We start from the raw sequence: 18,035 nt of genomic DNA on the forward strand, positions 1-18,035 counted from the left end.
CAACCACCTTTTTCACCGCTGCCGATCTAATCGACCGAAGCACTTCCTGCACCTTCTAGAAACATCTAACTCGTTGATTACCAAGGAGTTTTCCGTTTCGACTGCGCCGGAAGTGGGGCGAATTATATACAGATACAATTCGCCGTCAAGCCCTATTTCAGTCCTTACTCAGCCTTCAACGAAATACGCGCGAATGCCTTCTTGCCGGCTTGGCAAACATGGGTAGCACCCAAGGCAAAGACAAAACCACGATCCACAACTTCGCCATCGATGCGCACGCTGCCTGCAGCCAGAAGATCACGAGCCGCAGCAGCGTTCTTTACCAACCCTGCCTTATTAAGAACAGCCGCGATCGGCATCGCTTCACCTGCAAGCACCTCAACCTCCGGCAGGTCTTCAGGCAGCTCGCCCTCTTTCATGCGATTACCCGCAGCACGGTGTGCATTAATAGCCGCCTCTTCGCCATGGAAGCGCGCGACAATTTCCTCTGCCAGCTTGATCTTGATGTCCCGCGGATTGGCACCCGCCTCCACATCAGATCGGAATGCACTGATCTCCTCCATGGAGCGGAAGCTCAGCAACTCGAAATAACGCCACATCAAAGTATCCGGAATGGATACAAGCTTGCTGTACATCACGCCCGGCGCTTCCTGGATACCGACATAGTTCCCCAGGGACTTGGACATCTTCTTGACACCATCCAGCCCCTCGAGCAGCGGCATGGTGACGATATTCTGCGGCTCTTGACCATAACCACGCTGAAGCTCACGCCCCATGAGCAGGTTGAACTTCTGGTCAGTACCCCCCAGTTCCACGTCAGCCTTCAGCGCCACCGAGTCATAACCCTGCACCAGCGGGTAGAGAAACTCGTGGATCGCGATCGGCTGATTGGTGGTATAGCGCTTATGGAAGTCATCGCGCTCCAACATACGCGCAACGGTGTACTGAGATGCCAGGCGAATAAAGTCAGCCGGCGTCAGTGCATCCATCCAGGTCGAGTTGAATGCAACTTCAGTCTTGGCCGGATCAAGGATCTTGAAGACCTGCTGCTTATAGGTCTCGGCATTCTCCAGCACCTGCTCCCGGGTCAGCGGCGGACGCGTTGCACTCTTGCCACTCGGATCGCCAATCATCCCGGTGAAGTCACCGATCAGGAAGATCACCTGGTGACCCAACTCCTGAAACTGCCGAAGCTTATTAATAAGGACGGTGTGCCCCAAGTGCAGGTCAGGGGCCGTAGGGTCAAAACCCGCCTTGATCCGCAGCGGCTGACCGCGCTTGAGCTTCTCGACCAGTTCGGACTCGACCAGCACTTCTTCCGCACCACGTTTGATCAGCTCTAGCTGCTCTTCAACCGACTTCATAACAGACCCGTAAGGCTCAGATTAAAAGGCCCCAACCATACAAGATCAGCCGTCAATTACAAGTTTTTGGCCTGAATGTGACCCGACACCCGACTGATGACGTCTGCTCGCTTGCTTTGAAAGGGATTTGGTTATATTTTATACAGTTATTTCATCTTCATCATGTCATTCATCTTTTCCATTTCATCTTTTTCAAAGTCAACTTACCCATGAGCAACGAACCGCCTAAAGCGCCTCCGCTTTATCCGAAGAGCCATCTGTTGGCTGCGAGCGGCATTGCCGCCTTACTCAGCCTGGCTTTGCTGGTATTTCCGTCCAGCGAAGTCGAAGCCAAGAAAACAACCCTGAATCTTGAGCTGGAAAGCCCGGTCGAGCAGCTTGAACAACAAGCAACGCCACCGCTTGCCAACGAAGAAGCCGCGCCGCCGCCTTTCGCACAGATCGACACCGCCGACGAAAAAACCGAACAAACAGCCAAGACGGAACCCGCGCCAGCCGCAGAAGCAGCTAAAGCACCTAACCATCGCGAAGTTACCGTAGGTCGTGGTGATACGCTGTCGACCCTCTTCGGCAAAGTCGGCCTGCCCGCAAACGCTGTGCATGAGGTGCTGGCCAGTAACAAGCAAGCCAAGCAGTTCAGCCAGCTCAAGCATGGCCAGGTTCTGGAAATTGAATTGGACAAGGACGGCCAACTGGCCAGCCTGCACAGCAAGGTCAGCGACCTGGAGACTATCCGCCTGACCAAAAGTGGCAACGGTTATGCGTTCAATCGCGAGATCAGCAAACCAACGGTGCGCTCCGCCTATGTACACGGGGTTATCAAGAGCTCGCTGTCCGCATCGGCACAACGCGCCGGCCTGTCTCACAGCCTGACCATGGATATGGCCGGCATCTTCGGCTATGACATCGACTTCGCTCAGGATATTCGCCAGGGTGACGAGTTCGACGTGATTTATGAGCAGAAGGTCGTCAACGGCAAGGTCGTAGGTACCGGCAATATACTTTCCGCCCGCTTCAGCAATCGCGGCAAGAGCTACAGTGCCGTTCGCTATACCAACAAGCAGGGCAACACCAGTTACTACACGGCCGACGGCAACAGCATGCGCAAGGCATTCATCCGTACTCCGGTTGACTTCGCCCGTATCAGCTCGCGCTTTTCCGCCGGGCGCAAGCACCCGATCCTGAACAAGATTCGCGCCCACAAGGGTGTCGACTATGCCGCACCACGCGGCACTCCGATCAAGGCTGCCGGTGACGGCAAGGTGCTACTGGCCGGGCGTCGAGGCGGCTATGGCAACACCGTCATTATCCAGCACGGCAACCGCTATCAGACGCTCTATGGCCATATGCAGGGCTTTGCTAAAGGCGTGAAGACCGGCGGCTCGGTCAAGCAGGGCCAAGTGATTGGCTATATCGGCACCACCGGCCTCTCCACCGGCCCACACCTGCACTATGAGTTCCAGGTCAACGGCGTGCATGTCGACCCACTGGGCCAGAAGCTGCCCATGGCAGACCCTATCGCCAAGGCCGAACGCCAGCGTTTCATGCAGCAGAGCCAACCACTGATCGCACGCATGGATCAAGAAAAGGCCACCATGCTGGCCTCGAGCAAGCGCTAAGCAATGCCTCTCTATCTGGGGGTGATGTCCGGGACCAGCCTTGACGGACTGGACATCGCATTGATTGAGCAAGAGCAACAGCTCAAGCTGCTTGCCACTCATTACATCCCTATGCCGGCCGAACTCCGTCAGTCGCTGCTGGCGTTGTGCGCCAGCGGTCCAGACGAAATCGCCCGGGCCGCACTTGCCGAGAATGCCTGGGTAGCACTGGCAGCTGCCGGAATACATCAATTGCTGACTGCTCAGCAGCTGCAGCCCAGCGCTATTCGCGCTATTGGCAGCCATGGCCAGACCATTCGGCATGAGCCCGCACGCGGCTTCACTGTGCAGATCGGCAACCCTGCCCTGCTGGCCGAGCTCACGGGTATCAGTGTCATCAGCGACTTCCGGCGCCGCGATGTCGCTGCCGGCGGCCAAGGCGCCCCTCTGGTACCCGCCTTCCACGAATCGCTCTTCGAGAGCCAAGGCGAGCGCCTGGCAGTGCTCAATATTGGCGGCTTCAGCAACCTGAGCCTTATCGAGCGAGGCACACCGGTCAGGGGCTTTGACTGCGGCCCCGGCAACGTACTACTCGATGCCTGGATTCACGACCGCCAAGGCCAGAGCTACGATGCCGGCGGCGCGTGGGCGGCCAGCGGCAAGGTTCTGCCTAACCTGCTGTCAGCCCTGCTGAGTGACCCGTTTTTTGCGGGCACCGGCCCCAAGAGCACTGGCCGGGAAGTGTTCAACCTTCCTTGGCTCAAGCACCATCTCAGCTCACAGCCCGCCTGTTCCGATGCCGATGTACAGGCCACATTGCTGGAGTTGACCGCACAAAGCATCATCAGCTCACTGCAGACTGCCCAACAGGGTACTCAGGCACTGCTGGTATGCGGTGGGGGTGCGCACAATAGCGTGCTCATGCAGCGCTTGGCCGCCCTGCTACCCAATGCGCGGGTCAGCAGCACTGATGTTTGCGGCGTCGACCCAGACTGGGTCGAGGCAATGGCCTTCGCCTGGCTGGCTCATTGCTGCCTGGAGGGCGTCGCAGGCAATAGGCCCAGCGTGACCGGCGCCCGCGGCCTTCGGGTACTCGGCGCTGTTTATCCAGCCTGACGCGCCTAGCAAAACGCCGCGCAAGTGCGCGGCGTTAGCAGTAAAAACCCTACCTCAGATCGAGAACGAAGAACCGCAACCACAGGTAGTGGTGGCATTAGGGTTCTTGATCACGAAACGCGAGCCTTCCAAACCTTCCTGGTAATCCACTTCAGCACCTGCCAGGTACTGGAAGCTCATCGGATCGACAACCAACGCAACGCCTTCGCGCTCCACGACGGTATCGTCTTCAGCAACGTCTTCATCAAAGGTGAAACCATACTGAAAGCCGGAGCAACCACCGCCCGTTACGAACACTCGCAACTTCAGACGATCATTACCCTCTTCATCGACCAGGGTCTTCACCTTGTGCGCGGCACCCTGCGTGAATTGCAAAGCCGTAGGGGTGAAGGATTCGACGCTCATGCTGACTATCTCCCGGCGCTGTGCCGCCATAATGCGTGATGACAGGCATTATCCGCTTTCCCGAGAAAATTGGTCAAGAATAGAAGCAGAAGCGAGCCACACATGGAATAGCGCAAGATGCGCCCGCCACGTGTGGCTCAACACGCCTACAGGCGGTTAAGGCAACAGGCCTGCATGGGACAGACCCATGCGCTCGTCCAGACCAAACAGGATGTTAAGGTTCTGTACTGCCTGACCCGATGCGCCTTTAACCAGGTTATCGATAACCGAGAGCACAACGACCAGATCGCCACCTTGTGGCCGATGGACGGCAATGCGGCAAACGTTGGCGCCCCGCACACTGCGGGTTTCCGGGTGACTGCCAGCCGGCATGACATCGACAAACGGCTCGTCCGCATAACGCTTCTCGAACAGTGCTTGCAGGTCAACCGAGGTATCGGCAACGGTGGCATACAGTGTCGAATGGATACCCCGGATCATTGGCGTCAGATGCGGCACAAAGGTCAGACCGACATCGCCACCGGCAGCACGACGCAAACCTTGGCAGATTTCCGGCAGATGGCGATGCCCTTTGACCGCATACGCCTTCATGCTTTCACCGGCTTCGCAGAACAGCGAGCCTACGCTCGCGCCACGGCCAGCACCGCTGACACCGGACTTGCAGTCGGCGATCAGACGCGATGTGTCCGCGATGCCAGCCTCAAGCAGTGGCAGGAACCCCAACTGGGTTGCGGTCGGGTAGCAACCTGGGACGGCAATCAGGCGCGCCTGGCGAATCTGCTCACGGTTGACTTCAGGCAAGCCATAGACCGCATCCTTGAGCAATTCTGGCGCACCGTGTGGCTGTCCGTACCACTTGGCCCACTCGTCAGCGTCCTGCAAACGGAAGTCCGCAGAGAGGTCGATCACTTTGGTACCGGCTGCCAGCAGTTCCCCAGCCAGCGCATGCGCAACCCCATGGGGAGTCGCGAAGAAGACTACATCGCAGGCTGCCAGGGCCTTGCTGTCTGGCACACTGAAAGCCAGGCCGTCGTAGTGACCACGCAGGTTGGGGTACATGTCAGCCACGGCCAGCCCTGCTTCAGATCGCGATGTAATCACCGCTACCTCTGCCTGTGGATGCTGTGCCAACAGACGCAGCAGTTCGACACCGGTGTAACCCGTGCCGCCGACGATACCGACCTTGACCATAACGCGTGCCCCTTCTGAACGAACCGACTGTAGAGTGTAAAGGCACCGATAATATGGGGCCGTCGCGCTGGTAACAACAGTTGAGATGACGGGTGCTACCCACAGCCACTACTATCCGACCACCGTGAACCCTGAAGGAACCGCAAAACATGCTTTATCTATGGATCAAGGCCCTGCACATCGTCAGTGTGGTCTGCTGGTTTGCCGGGCTGTTCTATCTGCCCCGGCTTTTCGTCTACCACGCCCAGAGCCAGGACAGCATCAGCCATGAGCGCTTCGTGACCATGGAGCGCAAGCTCTACCGCGGCATCATGGGGCCGGCGATGATCGCAACCTTCATCTTTGGTATCTGGCTGCTTAGTTTGAACCCTGGCTTCATGAGCCAAGGCTGGATGCATGCCAAACTGACACTTATCGTACTGCTGACCGGCTACCATCACATGTGCGGCGCCCAGCTGAAACGCTTTGCCCGCGGCGAAAACACCCGCAGCCATGTCTACTACCGCTGGTTCAACGAAGTGCCCGTCCTGATTCTGCTGGGTATCGTCATTTTGGTAGTGGTAAAACCCTTCTAAGCGTGCCCCCACATCCGCAGCCCCTTCCCGCCATTACCCGCACTGCAGGAGCAATGCCTGTGCGTGCTGGTAGTGGCTGTGCCGACCCCAACCTGTAAACTACGCGCCTTGAACACCGCCCCCTGATTGGAGAACTGCATGACCCGTTACGCCATGATCACCGGTGCCTCCAGCGGCCTCGGCCTGGCACTGGCCGAAGCACTGGCCAGGCGGGGGCGCAATCTGATTCTGGTGGCGCGACAACGCGACCTCCTTGAGCCTGTCGCCATCGAGCTGACCCAACGTTTTGGTGTTGAAGTCCTGTTCCGCGCCTGCGACCTCGGCGAGCCGTTGCGTCTATCTGGCTTTCTGCTTGAGCTCGAAGAAGGCGAACGGCAAATCGATCTACTGGTGAACTGTGCAGGTATCCGCTCCTATGGTCCCTTCCTCGCCCAGGAATGGGCAGATGAGCAAGACCTGATCGAAGTGAACATTCTCGCCCTTACCCGCCTTTGTCACGCGCTGGGTAACGCCATGGCGGTTCAAGGGGGGGGACAGATTCTCAACGTTGCCTCTCTCTCGGCATTCGCCCCGGGCCCCTGGATGAGCAGCTATGCCGCAAGCAAGGCGTATGTCCTGCACTTCTCCGAAGGGCTACGCGAAGAGCTCAAGCGCACCGGTATCAAGGTATCAGTCCTCTGCCCCGGCCCGGTGCGCTCGTCCAGACGTCGCATCCCACGCCTGGACAACAGCAAACGCTGCCTGAGTGCCGAAGAAGTGGCGCTGTACACCGTGCGAGCACTGGAAAAAAACCGTGCACTGATCCTCCCTGGCCGACGAAACCGCTGGCTGGCATTCAGCCCGCGAATCCTCTCGCGCTGGCTGACCCGCAAGCTGGCGGGTGCCATAAATCAGCGCTATCGCCCAACCGGAATCGAATAGAGGCTGTGCGACAGGTCGCGCGCTGAGTACACTCAGGCCAGACCACCACCATGGAGCAAGCGTTGTGGAGACTCTCTTCACCAAGATCATCAACCGGGACATCCCGGCCAAGATCATCTACGAGGACGACCAGGTTCTGGCCTTCCACGATATCGCACCACAGGCACCCGTACACTTTCTGGTTATCCCGAAAAAGCCTATCCGCACCCTCAATGACCTGACCGAAGAAGATAAAGGCCTGGCTGGCCATATTCTCTTCACCGCTCAGCGCCTGGCCAAAGAGCTGGGCTGCGAAGACGGGTTCCGCGTGGTCATGAACTGTAACGAGCTGGGCGGGCAGACCGTCTACCACATCCATATGCACGTGCTCGGTCAACGTCAGATGCACTGGCCACCGGGCTGATCCAACGCAAGCCCTGTCATCTGGATTGGGGTAAACTGTCGGGCACATTCTTGCGGAGGTGCCCGATGGCTACCGAACGTCACTACTCGCCGCTCGACCGCTTGTTGCTGCAGGCCGACACAGCCATGCGCACCTTGCTGCCCTTCAGCGGCCAACCTTCCCGCCCCTCTCCGGCGATCATCCAGCCCGACAGCGACATGGACGACGAACAGACGCGTCATGTGGCGGGCCTGATGCGCATCAACCATACCGGCGAAGTCTGTGCACAAGCGCTCTATCAAGGCCAGGCACTGACAGCAAAGCTGCCGCAGGTGCGCAAGGCAATGGAACATGCCGCCGAAGAAGAGATCGATCACCTGGCGTGGTGCGAACAGCGCATTCGCCAACTGGGTAGCCACCCGAGCGTCCTCAATCCGTTGTTCTATGGCATGTCGTTTGGCATCGGTGCGGTGGCCGGGCTGATCAGCGACAAAGTCAGCCTGGGTTTCGTCGCGGCTACCGAGCATCAGGTATGTAAACACCTGGATGAGCACCTGGAGCAAATTCCAGCGGAAGACGAGAAGTCCCGGGCCATCCTCGAGCAGATGCGCATCGACGAAGAACACCACGCCGAGTCCGCACTGGACGCCGGGGGCTTCCGCTTTCCTGCGCCGATCAAGTTCGGGATGAGCCTTATGGCAAAGGTCATGACTAAAAGCACCTACCGCATGTGACCATCATGGCTGATCGTTTCGACGCTCAAGATCTTGCCCGCGCTGTAACAGCGGGGGTTCTCCAGCCTGGCCAGGATCAGGCCCTGCTGGATTTTCTCAGGCAGCAACCGCCAGAGCGCGCCAGCTTCCAACTGGCGCATGTTGCCTATTACTTCGGCGCGCTGCTGATCATGGGTGCCATGGGCTGGCTGTTGACCGAAGCCTGGATGAGTATCGGCGACAGCGCCTTGCTGCTGGTTGCACTGAGCTACATCGGCCTGCTCACCCTGGTCGGCAAGGCAATGCACCGCAGCGGTCACATCATCCCGGGCGGCCTGCTCGCTGCCGTGGCGGTGAGTATCGTGCCGCTGGCCGTGTTCGCACTCGAACGCCTGACGGGCTTCTGGCCCATGGATGATAGCCAGGGCGACTACCAGAACTACTACCGTTATGTACAAGGCGGGTGGTTGTTGATGGAAGTTGCAGCAGTGGTTGCTGGCCTGCTGATGCTGCGCCTGGTCCCTTTCCCGTTTATCGTGATGCCAATGGCAATTGCCCTCTGGTTCATGTCGATGGACTTGACCGAGTGGGTTTACGGTGATGGATTCAGCTGGGACCAGCGTCGGGAGGTCTCGCTGTGGTTTGGCCTTGGCCTGCTGCTGGTATGTGTCTGGATCGATGGGCGCAGCCGCCACGACTATGCTTTCTGGGGGTATCTGGCTGGGCTCGCAGCCTTCTGGGGTGGCTTGACCTTGATGGACAGTGGCAGCGAATGGGGCAAGGCAATGTACTGCCTGATCAACCTGGGGCTGATGACTGTCGCTCTTCTGCTTCGCCGCCCCGTATTCATGGTATTCGGCGCACTTGGCGTGGCGGCGTACCTCGGTTACCTGTCTTATGAGGTGTTCGAGGACTCATTGCTGTTTCCACTGGTTGTAAGCCTGATCGGCATCGCGATCATTGCCCTCGGATTGTTCTACCAGAAACACCGTGAGCGCTTGAGTCACGCGCTACGCACCCTGCTACCTGCTGCCATGGTGGAGTTTTTGCCCGGACTGCGTCGCTGAACACCCTCGACAGTTGGATACGACTGACAAAAGTGCATAAAAAAGGGCCCTCGCTGGGGCCCTTTTTTTTGCCTGAAAATTTACGCCGGCATGTTGCGAGCGTAGAAAATTTCCAGCATTTCGTGTTTTACACGCTCAGTCACCTGTGCGCGCTGTTCAGCAGACAAGTTGTTGGTCGCGTCGCCGAACAGGTAGTTGTCCAGTTCGAAGTCCTTGAGCAACATTTTGGTGTGGAACAGGTTCTCCTGATACACGTTGACGTCCGTCATTTGGTAAGCGGACTTCGTATCTTCAGAGAGGTAGTTCTGAATCGAGTTGATCTCGTGATCGATGAAGTGCTTCTTGCCTTCGATGTCACGGGTGAAACCGCGCACACGATAATCCACAGTCACGATGTCCGAATCGAACTGATGAATCAGGTAATTGAGCGCCTTGAGCGGTGAAATAACCCCGCAGGTCGACACATCGATATCCACACGGAAGGTGGCGATGCCATCTACCGGATGGATTTCCGGATAGGTGTGGACAGTGATGTGGCTCTTGTCGAGGTGGGCCAGAATGGTATCTGGCAATGGGCCCGGCGACTCTTCGATCTGGCTCTCGGTCGGGGTGACCGGTTGCTCAGAGATCAAAATGGTCACGCTGGCGCCTTGTGGCTCGTAATCCTGACGGGCAATGTTCAGGATATTGGCACCAATGATATCAACCACATCGGTGAGAATCTGCGTCAGGCGTTCGGCGTCGTACTCCTGATTGATGTACTCGACGTAGGCCTGCAGGTCCTGAGGGGACTCTGCATAGCAGATATCATAGATGTTGAAGCTCAAGGTCTTTGTCAGGTTATTGAACCCGTGGAGCTTGAGTTTGCTTTTCACCGTTGAAAACTCTCTATATGTGTGCGGCCCGGCCGCGTGATCAAGCATGCCCGTCAGATGCGAACGACGCACCTGCGTAGGACGGTTAACACCTCTTCGCGATGGCGATTTTGGTTGTCTGGTCGGAGCAGGTCCGAGACAGGGCCAATGCCCTGAAAAAGGGGCGCATTATGCAGACCTGAAGCCCGGTCTGCCAGAGTGTGCGCCGCTTTTATGATAGTTGAATGTCGAGTCAGCCCAACTCTACAATTTCATAGGCGTGGGTGATCTCGACACCGGCACGACCCAACATGATCGAAGCCGAGCAATACTTTTCAGCGGACAGCTCAACCGCACGTTTGACCTGGGCCTCTTTCAGGCCACGGCCCTTGACCACGAAGCGCAAGTGGATCTTGGTAAACACCTTCGGGTCTTCGCTCGCACGCTCCGCCTCAAGGAAGGCCTCACAGCTTTCCACCGCCTGGCGAGACTTCTTCAGAATGCTGACCACGTCGAAGTTGCTGCAACCGCCCAGACCGAGCAACAGCATCTCCATCGGCCGAACACCCAGGTTACGTCCGCCACTTTCCGGCGGACCATCCATGACCACCACATGGCCACTGCCTGACTCGCCGAGAAACATGGCTTCGCCAGCCCACTGGATACGCGCCTTCATACCAGGACTCCATTAAACGTGAAAAAGGTTGCCAGCTTAGACCCTGCGAGCACAGCGGAAAAGCTAAGCGTTCAATGAAATGTGCCGATACACGATAGGCGTCTGATAAGCTGACGCCAAATCACTGGCGCACAAGCCAGGCTACTTATAAAAGTGTCCACGTGTCGCTTCTTTCCAGGATTCAGCCATGGTTGCCTTAAACCTTCCAACCAAGATCAAGAACATCGACAAGTTGCTTGCTCATTGTCAGCGTCGGCATTTTTCAGCCAAGAGCAATATTATTTGCGCGGGCGACCAAGCTCATACCCTGTGGTACATCGTAAAGGGTTCGGTGACCATCCTGATCGAGGATGATGAAGGCCATGAGATGATCATCGCCTACCTCAACAGTGGCGACTTCTTTGGTGAACTTGGGCTATTTGAACCCGAGGGTAAAGAGCAGCAGCGCAGTGCCTGGGTACGCGCGAAAAGCGAATGTGAAGTTGCCGAAATTACCTACGAAAAATTCCGCGAGCTGGCCCGCCAGGATCCGGACATTCTCTATGCCCTTGGCAGCCAAATGGCACAGCGCCTGCGCAACACAACACGCAAAGTTGGCGACCTGGCGTTTTTCGACGTCACCGGACGCGTAGCCCGCTGCTTGCTGGAACTGTGCAAACAACCAGACGCCATGACCCACCCGGATGGAATGCAGATCAAGATCACCCGCCAGGAGATTGGTCGGATCGTCGGTTGCTCGCGAGAAATGGTCGGCCGCGTGCTCAAGGATCTTGAAGAACGCAGCCTGGTTCAGGTCAAGGGCAAGACCATGGTGGTCTATGGCACGCGCTAGTCTTTTGCAATACCGTTGAGCACCGCGCCATAAGCGCTTGCCAGCCGCGTAAACAACGGCGCCTCGGGCACGACCTCGTGCAGGGCGATATGGCTGTCGGCCAGGCAGCGTTGCTCCAGCTCGCAACACTCATTGAAGCGGTTCACGGCGGCAACCATCGTTTCTCGCTCGTTGTCCAACAAGAGCGCGCCATGCACCAGCACGACCGGTCGTTTGCCGCCCAGGCCCTGGCGCCAACGCTGAGCGGTGCCGACCAGTTTGCGGCCATTCAGGTTGACATTGTACCGACCATCGCAGAATGCCCCCTCGATTTCACCGACGGACGCGACCCCACCCCATTCGCGCAGCACGTCACACAAAGGCAGGCAAAGCCGCTCATAAGCACTCTCTATACGCCCATGATCACCCTCGCTGCGCGGCGCGACATAGATCAACGCAATATTGATGACCGCGGGTGATTGCGGCACCGGCTCACCGCCGGTCTCACGCAACAATACCGGCCATCCGGCAACCGCCAGCTCCGCACACGCCGCCTCGAACCCCTCCAGACGACTCATGCGCCGAGGCATGACCAGAGCGCGATCAGTCGGACGCCAGAACAGCAAGCCATGATCTTGCTCCCCGCGACATACAGCGGCCAGCAAATCCTGCTCGGCACGCAGGCCAGCTTCGACAGTTACGGCAACAGGTTGATCGTTCATCGCATTAACCTTGTCGATAAAAAAAGCCGGCATCGCCGGCTTCAGGGGTTGATCAGTCCAGACCTGGAACCAGGTTCTGTGGCACACGCTCAGGGAAGAACAAACGCTGCAATTCATAACCCGGGTTATCCGCACGCATGAACGCCTCACCAACCAGGAAAGAGTAGACCTCGTTGGTTTCCATCAGCTCGACGTCGGCACGGCTGAGAATGCCGCTCTCGGTAATGGCCAGACGATCACGTGGAATGCGCGGCAACAGGTCGAGCGTCGTTTCCAAGCTCACCTCAAAGGTGTGCAAGTTACGGTTGTTGACGCCAACCAGCGGGGTATCGAGGACTTTCAATGCCCGGTCCAGCTCATCACCGTCGTGCACTTCAACCAATACATCAAGCCCTACACCCTTTGCAGTGGCTGCAAGCTCAGCCATCTTCACGTCATCCAGCGCGGAAACGATCAGCAGTACGCAGTCCGCCCCCAACGCACGCGCCTCGACGATCTGGTAAGGATCGATCATGAAGTCCTTGCGGATAACAGGCAGGGCACAGGCTGCTCGGGCCTGCTGCAAATACACGTCAGCGCCCTGGAAGTAGTCGACGTCGGTCAGTACCGACAGGCAAGTTGCTCCGCCCTTCTGGTAACTGACCGCGATATCGGCCGGAACGAAGTGTTCGCGAATGACACCCTTACTCGGTGAGGCCTTCTTGATTTCAGCAATAACCGCTGGCTGCTTGCGTGCCGCCTGCTCAATCAGCGCCTTGGCAAAACCACGCGGTGCATCGGCGCTGGCCGCCAGACGTTCAAGTTCGGCCAGGCTCACCCGTGCACTGCGCTCGGCGACCTCTTCGACTTTGCGCGCGAGGATTTTTTCCAGAACCGTCGGCACACTCATCCTTCATTCTCCTGCTTGAATACAGCGGTAAAAGCACCCAGCTCCTCGAGCTTCTCGCGGGCAAGGCCGGTGTGCAGCGCATCATGTGCCAACGCGACGCCCTCTTTGAGCGAAGAGGCGTGGTCTGCGGCGTACAGTGCAGCGCCCGCATTAAGCACGATCATTTCTGCAGCCTTCTGACCGTTTTCAGTCTTGCGTCGGCCCAAGGCATCGCGAATCAGCTCCAACGAAGCCGCCGGGCTTTCAACCGACAGCCCATGCAGGCTCTGGCTTTTCATGCCGAGGTCTTCAGGCTCGACCCAATACTCCGTGATCTGGTCATTCTTCAATTCCGCCACAAAGGTCGGCGCCGCCAGGCTGAACTCGTCCAAACCATCTTTTGAATGCACTACCAACACGTGCTTGCTGCCCAAGCGTTGCAGTACCTCGGCCAACGGCCGGCACAGCGCTTGAGTAAAGACACCGACCACCTGGTGCTTCACACCTGCAGGATTCGTCAGCGGGCCAATCATGTTGAACAGGGTCCGCAACCCCAGATCGCGACGTGGGCCGGCCGCGTGCTTCATTGCCCCATGATGCGATTGGGCGAACATGAAGCCGATACCAACGCTGTCAATGCAGCGGGCCACCTGAACTGGCGTCAGGTTCAAGTAGATACCGGCGGCCTCAAGCAGGTCTGCACTACCACTTTTGCCCGAAACGGCACGGTTACCGTGCTTGGCAACCGTGCAACCCGCCGCTGCCACCACAAATGACGAGGCAGTGGAGACGTTAAAGATGTTAGCGCCATCGCCGCCAGTGCCGACTACGTCGACAACACCGGCAAGGGTGTTGAGTTCGACTTTGTCCGCCAGCTCGCGCATCGCCGAGACGGCACCGACGATCTCGTCGATGCTCTCACTCTTCATGCGCAGCCCCATCATGAAAGCGCCGATCTGCGCTTCGGTGCACTGCCCGGTCATGATCTGGCGCATGACATCGCGCATTTCATCGGTGGAAAGGTCCAACTGACTGACGATACGGGCCAGCGCGCTCTTGATATCCATGTTCGATCCTTAGCGGTGGCCGCCGCTCTGCTTGAGGAAATTGGCGAACAGCTCGTGGCCCTGTTCAGTGAGGATCGACTCGGGGTGGAACTGAACCCCCTCGATGTTCAGCGTCTTGTGCCGCAGGCCCATGATCTCATCGACCGAGCCATCTTCCAGCGCAGTCCAGGCAGTGACCTCTAGGCAATCCGGCAGGGTTTCACGCTTGACCACAAGCGAGTGATAGCGGGTTACAGTCAGCGGATTGTTCAGGCCGGCGAACACGCCGAGGTCGCGGTGGAACACCGGGCTGGTCTTGCCATGCATCACCTGACGGGCGCGTACCACATCCCCGCCAAAGGCCTGGCCGATGGACTGGTGGCCCAGGCACACACCGAGAATGGGTAGTTTGCCCGCGAAATACTTGATTGCCTCCAGGGACACACCGGCTTCCGTCGGGGTGCAAGGGCCTGGGGACACAACGATACGTTCAGGCTTGAGCGCCTCGATCTGGGCGATGGTCAGTTCGTCATTGCGAATGACCTTGACCTCTGCACCCAGCTCGCCGAGGTACTGCACGACGTTGTAGGTGAAGGAGTCATAGTTGTCGATCATCAGTAACATCTGGTCAACCTCTTGAGTCTGCTGACTCTGAATACCTGTCTTGCGCCGAAAGGCGCCATCTTCAGTTGCGTGGCGTCTGTTCGGCCAGAGCTACGGCGCGGAACATCGCACGGCGCTTGTTGATGGTTTCTTCCCATTCCAGCGCGGGCACCGAGTCGGCGACGATGCCGCCTCCGGCCTGTACATGCAGCTCGCCATCCTTGATCACTGCCGTGCGGATCGCGATGGCGGTGTCCATGTTGCCGTTCCAGGCGAGGTAACCGACAGCGCCACCATAGACGCCGCGTTTTACCGGTTCCAACTCGTCGATGATTTCCATCGCACGGATTTTTGGTGCACCCGACAACGTGCCAGCAGGGAGAATCGCGCGCAGCGCATCCATTGCCGAAAGGCCTTCTTTAAGTTGGCCCGTAACGTTGGAGACAATATGCATCACGTTGGAATAGCGCTCGATCACCATTTTCTCGGTGACCTTGACCGAGCCGGTCTCGGACACCCGGCCCGTGTCATTGCGGCCCAGGTCGATCAGCATCAGGTGCTCGGCAATTTCCTTGTCATCGGACAGCAGGTCTTCTTCCAGCGCACGGTCGGCTTCTTCGGTTGCACCGCGTGGACGGGTGCCGGCGATCGGACGCACGGTAACCAGGTTGTCCTCGACGCGCACCAGCACTTCCGGCGAACTGCCGACGACGTGGAAGTCGCCAAAATTGAAGAAGTACATGTACGGCGTCGGGTTGAAGCAGCGCAACGCACGGTACAGGTCAATAGGTGCGGCACTGAAATCGATGGACATACGCTGCGACGGCACAACCTGCATGCAGTCACCCGCCAGGATGTATTCCTTGATGGTATCGACGGCGCGCTCGTAGTCGTCCTGCGTAAAACTGGAGCGGAACGCCGGTTCGGCAGCCTGCAGCCCCTTGAAGTCGAGACCGCGTCGCGGCGTGATTGGCTGGCGCAGTTGCTCAAGCAATTGCTCGAGGCGCGCCTGGCCTTCTTCATAGGCGTTTTCTTGCGCAGGGTCGACCAGCACAATCGCGTGAATCTTGCTTGCCAGGTTATCGAACACCACGACGGCATCGGAGACCATCAACAGGATATCCGGCACACCCAGTGGGTCTGGATTCGGGCATTTACCCAGGCGCTTTTCAACATAGCGCACGCAGTCATAGCCAAAGTAACCTACCAGGCCACCATCGAAACGCGGCAGGCCTGCAATGGTCGGTACCTTGTAGCGGTCTTTGAACGACTCGACGAACGCCAGAGGATCGTCGACATCGTGCTGCTCGACCTCCACGCCATCATGGCTGATGCGGACCTGATAGTCATGGACACGCAACACCGTGCGGCATGGCAAACCGATGATCGAGTAACGTCCCCACTTCTCCCCGCCTTGCACCGACTCAAGCAGATAGGAATTGGGCTGGTCGGCCAGCTTCAGGTAGATGGACAGCGGCGTGTCGAAGTCAGCCAGCGTTTCGCAGGCAAGAGGAATGCGGTTGTAACCGGCTGCGGCCAGGCGCAGGAATTCTTCGCGGGTCATGATAGCCTCGTGGCAAGGAGCTATGGGTCGGGCAAGCAAACGTGCCGGGTCAAGCCGGCCAGATAGAAGTCAGGCGCGCCAACGCCAACGGGCCAGTGCCTTGATGACTTTCATCCAGAGTTTGCAGGTGACCACCACGATGGAATCTCTATCAGGGGGGGATTGAACGTCCGACATTAGCTCAGTGTCTGCTTCTAAGCAACCAGGCAAGAGCGCCCGAAGGTCATCAATCACCAATGTGGGTGACTCCTCGGCGATCGGACGACCATGGTTATAGCCGTAGCTAAGCGCAACACACTGGACGCCCGCAGCTTTCGCGGCCAGTACATCGCTGCGCGAATCACCTACGAACAGCGCGTTTTCTGGCAGCACGTTAGCCATTTTCATGACAAACACCAGGGCTGCAGGGTCAGGCTTCTGCTGTGGCAAGGTATCGCCACCGATAATCCAGCGGAAGTAACGGCCGATTTTCATCTGGTCCAGTAACGGGCCGACAAAACGCTCTGGCTTGTTGGTAATCAGGGCCATTTCCACGCCCTGCTTGCGCAACCAGCGCAGCGTATCCTTCACACCGGGGTAAACCACCGACAGCGCATGGCTTTCGGCATAGGCCTGCATGAAAATCTCCAGGCCCTTCTCCGCTTCGTCTTCATCGACGGCGCTAAAATCCAGGCCGCCCGCCAAGGCGCGCCGAACCAGTACCGCCGCGCCGTTTCCAACCCATTGGCGTACTGCCTCCAGGCCAGCCGGAGCGCGGCCCATTTCGAGCAGCATCTGGTCTACTGCGGCCGCCAGGTCCGGTACCGAGTCGATCAGCGTGCCATCCAGATCGAACATCACCAGCCTGGGCAGGCTGCCCGAAAAGAGCTGCTCGAAGCCACTCATGATCGTGCCAGAGCCAGTTCGGCATGCATCTTGGCAATGACCTCGCGGTAGTCCGGTGCATTGAAAATGGCCGAGCCCGCAACAAACGTGTCGGCGCCAGCGGCAGCAATCTCGCGGATGTTGTTGACGTTGACGCCACCATCGATTTCCAGACGGATGTCGCGACCGCTCGCCTTGATCAGCGCACGGGCTTCACGCAGCTTGTCGAGGGTGCCCGGGATGAACTTCTGACCGCCGAAACCTGGGTTGACGCTCATCAACAGGATCATGTCGACCTTGTCCATGACGTACTTCAACGCATCGAGCGATGTCGCCGGGTTGAACACCAGGCCAGCCTTGCAGCCACCATCACGGATCAACTGCAGCGAGCGGTCGATATGCTGGGAGGCTTCCGGGTGGAAGGTGATGTAGGTCGCACCGGCCTCGATGAAATCGCCAATGATGCGATCTACCGGGCTGACCATCAGGTGCACGTCGATCGGCGCGGTGACGCCGTACTTGCGCAGCGCACTGCAGACCATCGGGCCGATGGTCAGGTTGGGGACGTAGTGGTTATCCATGACATCGAAGTGAACGATGTCGGCTCCGGCCTCCAGTACATTGTCGACTTCCTCGCCCAGGCGAGCGAAATCGGCGGAGAGAATGGAGGGGGCAATAGCGTACGGCTGCATGGC

General features: G+C 58.2%; 20 protein-coding genes. 8 read left to right on the forward strand and 12 right to left on the reverse strand.

All coding sequences use genetic code 11. The features are described 5' to 3' along the window. Positions 1-164: 164 nt before the first annotated feature. Positions 165-1,364: a tyrosine--tRNA ligase gene (gene tyrS, locus IE038_RS17385; RefSeq protein WP_189396003.1), complete on the reverse strand. Its 1,200-nt coding sequence runs from the start codon at positions 1,362-1,364 to the stop codon at positions 165-167. Between the two features lie 209 nt (positions 1,365-1,573). Here tyrS and IE038_RS17390 point away from each other — a divergent pair, with 209 nt between their 5' ends. Together IE038_RS17390 and IE038_RS17395 are read left to right on the forward strand one after the other, a co-directional pair. Further along, positions 1,574-2,983: a peptidoglycan DD-metalloendopeptidase family protein gene (locus IE038_RS17390; RefSeq protein WP_189396004.1), complete on the forward strand. Its 1,410-nt coding sequence runs from the start codon at positions 1,574-1,576 to the stop codon at positions 2,981-2,983. A gap of 3 nt (positions 2,984-2,986) precedes the next feature. Beyond that, positions 2,987-4,078 carry an anhydro-N-acetylmuramic acid kinase gene (locus IE038_RS17395; RefSeq protein WP_163937890.1) on the forward strand — a complete coding sequence of 364 codons (1,092 nt, stop codon included), beginning with the start codon at positions 2,987-2,989 and terminating at the stop codon, positions 4,076-4,078. A 54-nt stretch (positions 4,079-4,132) separates the two neighbouring features. Here IE038_RS17395 and erpA read toward each other — a convergent pair whose 3' ends face one another. Together erpA and argC are read right to left on the reverse strand one after the other, a co-directional pair. Then, a complete protein-coding gene (erpA, locus tag IE038_RS17400) occupies positions 4,133-4,483 on the reverse strand; it encodes an iron-sulfur cluster insertion protein ErpA (RefSeq protein ID WP_065759005.1) in 351 nt (116 codons plus the stop codon). Between the two features lie 156 nt (positions 4,484-4,639). Beyond that, positions 4,640-5,674, reverse strand: coding sequence for an N-acetyl-gamma-glutamyl-phosphate reductase (argC, locus tag IE038_RS17405; protein ID WP_163937887.1), 1,035 nt, complete (start codon positions 5,672-5,674; stop codon positions 4,640-4,642). A gap of 149 nt (positions 5,675-5,823) precedes the next feature. On the opposite strand from argC, the gene hemJ reads away from it, so the two are divergent. The 5 genes from hemJ to IE038_RS17430 all read left to right on the forward strand — a co-directional run bounded on the left by hemJ (position 5,824) and on the right by IE038_RS17430 (position 9,332). Next, complete coding sequence (gene hemJ / locus IE038_RS17410; protein WP_163937883.1) at positions 5,824-6,249, forward strand: protoporphyrinogen oxidase HemJ; 426 nt, start codon at positions 5,824-5,826, stop codon at positions 6,247-6,249. A gap of 138 nt (positions 6,250-6,387) precedes the next feature. Next, a complete protein-coding gene (locus IE038_RS17415; RefSeq protein ID WP_163937879.1) occupies positions 6,388-7,170 on the forward strand; it encodes an SDR family NAD(P)-dependent oxidoreductase in 783 nt (260 codons plus the stop codon). 64 nt (positions 7,171-7,234) lie between these two features. Continuing rightward, complete coding sequence (locus IE038_RS17420) at positions 7,235-7,573, forward strand: histidine triad nucleotide-binding protein (RefSeq protein ID WP_163937876.1); 339 nt, start codon at positions 7,235-7,237, stop codon at positions 7,571-7,573. A 65-nt stretch (positions 7,574-7,638) separates the two neighbouring features. Continuing rightward, entirely contained in the window at positions 7,639-8,286 is a 648-nt protein-coding gene (gene coq7 / locus IE038_RS17425) for a 2-polyprenyl-3-methyl-6-methoxy-1,4-benzoquinone monooxygenase (protein ID WP_163937874.1), read from the forward strand. Between the two features lie 5 nt (positions 8,287-8,291). Continuing rightward, positions 8,292-9,332, forward strand: a complete 1,041-nt coding sequence (locus IE038_RS17430) for a DUF2157 domain-containing protein (RefSeq protein WP_163937870.1) — start codon at positions 8,292-8,294, stop codon at positions 9,330-9,332. An 80-nt stretch (positions 9,333-9,412) separates the two neighbouring features. Here the strand turns inward: IE038_RS17430 and speD are convergent, their stop codons facing one another. Together speD and IE038_RS17440 are read right to left on the reverse strand one after the other, a co-directional pair. Further along, a complete protein-coding gene (speD, locus tag IE038_RS17435; protein WP_163937867.1) occupies positions 9,413-10,207 on the reverse strand; it encodes an adenosylmethionine decarboxylase in 795 nt (264 codons plus the stop codon). Between the two features lie 232 nt (positions 10,208-10,439). After that, entirely contained in the window at positions 10,440-10,862 is a 423-nt protein-coding gene (locus IE038_RS17440) for an OsmC family protein (protein WP_065759011.1), read from the reverse strand. Between the two features lie 187 nt (positions 10,863-11,049). Here IE038_RS17440 and crp point away from each other — a divergent pair, with 187 nt between their 5' ends. Further along, positions 11,050-11,694 (forward strand): cAMP-activated global transcriptional regulator CRP, encoded by a 645-nt coding sequence (crp, locus tag IE038_RS17445; protein WP_163937864.1) that lies wholly within the window; start codon positions 11,050-11,052, stop codon positions 11,692-11,694. On the opposite strand, the gene IE038_RS17450 is transcribed toward crp, so the two are convergent. From IE038_RS17450 to rpe, 7 genes are all read right to left on the reverse strand, one after another. Then, positions 11,691-12,395 (reverse strand): lipoate--protein ligase family protein, encoded by a 705-nt coding sequence (locus tag IE038_RS17450; protein ID WP_189396005.1) that lies wholly within the window; start codon positions 12,393-12,395, stop codon positions 11,691-11,693. The genes crp and IE038_RS17450 overlap by 4 nt on opposite strands. Positions 12,396-12,447: 52 nt before the next feature. After that, positions 12,448-13,284: an indole-3-glycerol phosphate synthase TrpC gene (trpC, locus tag IE038_RS17455; RefSeq protein ID WP_189396006.1), complete on the reverse strand. Its 837-nt coding sequence runs from the start codon at positions 13,282-13,284 to the stop codon at positions 12,448-12,450. After that, positions 13,281-14,330, reverse strand: coding sequence for an anthranilate phosphoribosyltransferase (gene trpD / locus IE038_RS17460; protein ID WP_189396007.1), 1,050 nt, complete (start codon positions 14,328-14,330; stop codon positions 13,281-13,283). Before trpD ends, trpC begins: the two co-directional genes overlap by 4 nt. A 9-nt stretch (positions 14,331-14,339) precedes the next feature. Beyond that, complete coding sequence (locus IE038_RS17465) at positions 14,340-14,933, reverse strand: aminodeoxychorismate/anthranilate synthase component II (RefSeq protein WP_163937861.1); 594 nt, start codon at positions 14,931-14,933, stop codon at positions 14,340-14,342. Positions 14,934-14,994: 61 nt separating this feature from the next. Continuing rightward, complete coding sequence (gene trpE, locus IE038_RS17470) at positions 14,995-16,476, reverse strand: anthranilate synthase component I (RefSeq protein WP_163937858.1); 1,482 nt, start codon at positions 16,474-16,476, stop codon at positions 14,995-14,997. Positions 16,477-16,545: 69 nt separating this feature from the next. Next, on the reverse strand, positions 16,546-17,361 hold the full coding sequence (locus IE038_RS17475) for a phosphoglycolate phosphatase (RefSeq protein WP_189396008.1): 816 nt from the start codon (positions 17,359-17,361) through the stop codon (positions 16,546-16,548). Continuing rightward, positions 17,358-18,032, reverse strand: a complete 675-nt coding sequence (rpe, locus tag IE038_RS17480; RefSeq protein WP_163937856.1) for a ribulose-phosphate 3-epimerase — start codon at positions 18,030-18,032, stop codon at positions 17,358-17,360. The genes IE038_RS17475 and rpe overlap by 4 nt, the downstream gene beginning before the upstream one ends. Positions 18,033-18,035: the final 3 nt, after the last annotated feature.

It is taken from the genome of Pseudomonas laurentiana, assembly GCF_014648275.1.
Lineage (GTDB): Bacteria > Pseudomonadota > Gammaproteobacteria > Pseudomonadales > Pseudomonadaceae > Aquipseudomonas > Aquipseudomonas laurentiana.

Coding starts and splice junctions, on each gene's coding strand:
- argC (WP_163937887.1), bottom strand. CDS start 5,674: ATGGTCAAGGTCGGTATCGTCGGCGGCACGGGTTACACCGGTGTCGAA.
- erpA (WP_065759005.1), bottom strand. CDS start 4,483: ATGAGCGTCGAATCCTTCACCCCTACGGCTTTGCAATTCACGCAGGGT.
- hemJ (WP_163937883.1), top strand. CDS start 5,824: ATGCTTTATCTATGGATCAAGGCCCTGCACATCGTCAGTGTGGTCTGC.
- IE038_RS17440 (WP_065759011.1), bottom strand. CDS start 10,862: ATGAAGGCGCGTATCCAGTGGGCTGGCGAAGCCATGTTTCTCGGCGAG.
- tyrS (WP_189396003.1), bottom strand. CDS start 1,364: ATGAAGTCGGTTGAAGAGCAGCTAGAGCTGATCAAACGTGGTGCGGAA.
- coq7 (WP_163937874.1), top strand. CDS start 7,639: ATGGCTACCGAACGTCACTACTCGCCGCTCGACCGCTTGTTGCTGCAG.
- rpe (WP_163937856.1), bottom strand. CDS start 18,032: ATGCAGCCGTACGCTATTGCCCCCTCCATTCTCTCCGCCGATTTCGCT.
- IE038_RS17475 (WP_189396008.1), bottom strand. CDS start 17,361: ATGAGTGGCTTCGAGCAGCTCTTTTCGGGCAGCCTGCCCAGGCTGGTG.
- IE038_RS17465 (WP_163937861.1), bottom strand. CDS start 14,933: ATGTTACTGATGATCGACAACTATGACTCCTTCACCTACAACGTCGTG.
- IE038_RS17395 (WP_163937890.1), top strand. CDS start 2,987: ATGCCTCTCTATCTGGGGGTGATGTCCGGGACCAGCCTTGACGGACTG.
- trpD (WP_189396007.1), bottom strand. CDS start 14,330: ATGGATATCAAGAGCGCGCTGGCCCGTATCGTCAGTCAGTTGGACCTT.
- crp (WP_163937864.1), top strand. CDS start 11,050: ATGGTTGCCTTAAACCTTCCAACCAAGATCAAGAACATCGACAAGTTG.
- IE038_RS17450 (WP_189396005.1), bottom strand. CDS start 12,395: ATGAACGATCAACCTGTTGCCGTAACTGTCGAAGCTGGCCTGCGTGCC.
- IE038_RS17415 (WP_163937879.1), top strand. CDS start 6,388: ATGACCCGTTACGCCATGATCACCGGTGCCTCCAGCGGCCTCGGCCTG.
- trpC (WP_189396006.1), bottom strand. CDS start 13,284: ATGAGTGTGCCGACGGTTCTGGAAAAAATCCTCGCGCGCAAAGTCGAA.
- IE038_RS17390 (WP_189396004.1), top strand. CDS start 1,574: ATGAGCAACGAACCGCCTAAAGCGCCTCCGCTTTATCCGAAGAGCCAT.
- trpE (WP_163937858.1), bottom strand. CDS start 16,476: ATGACCCGCGAAGAATTCCTGCGCCTGGCCGCAGCCGGTTACAACCGC.
- IE038_RS17430 (WP_163937870.1), top strand. CDS start 8,292: ATGGCTGATCGTTTCGACGCTCAAGATCTTGCCCGCGCTGTAACAGCG.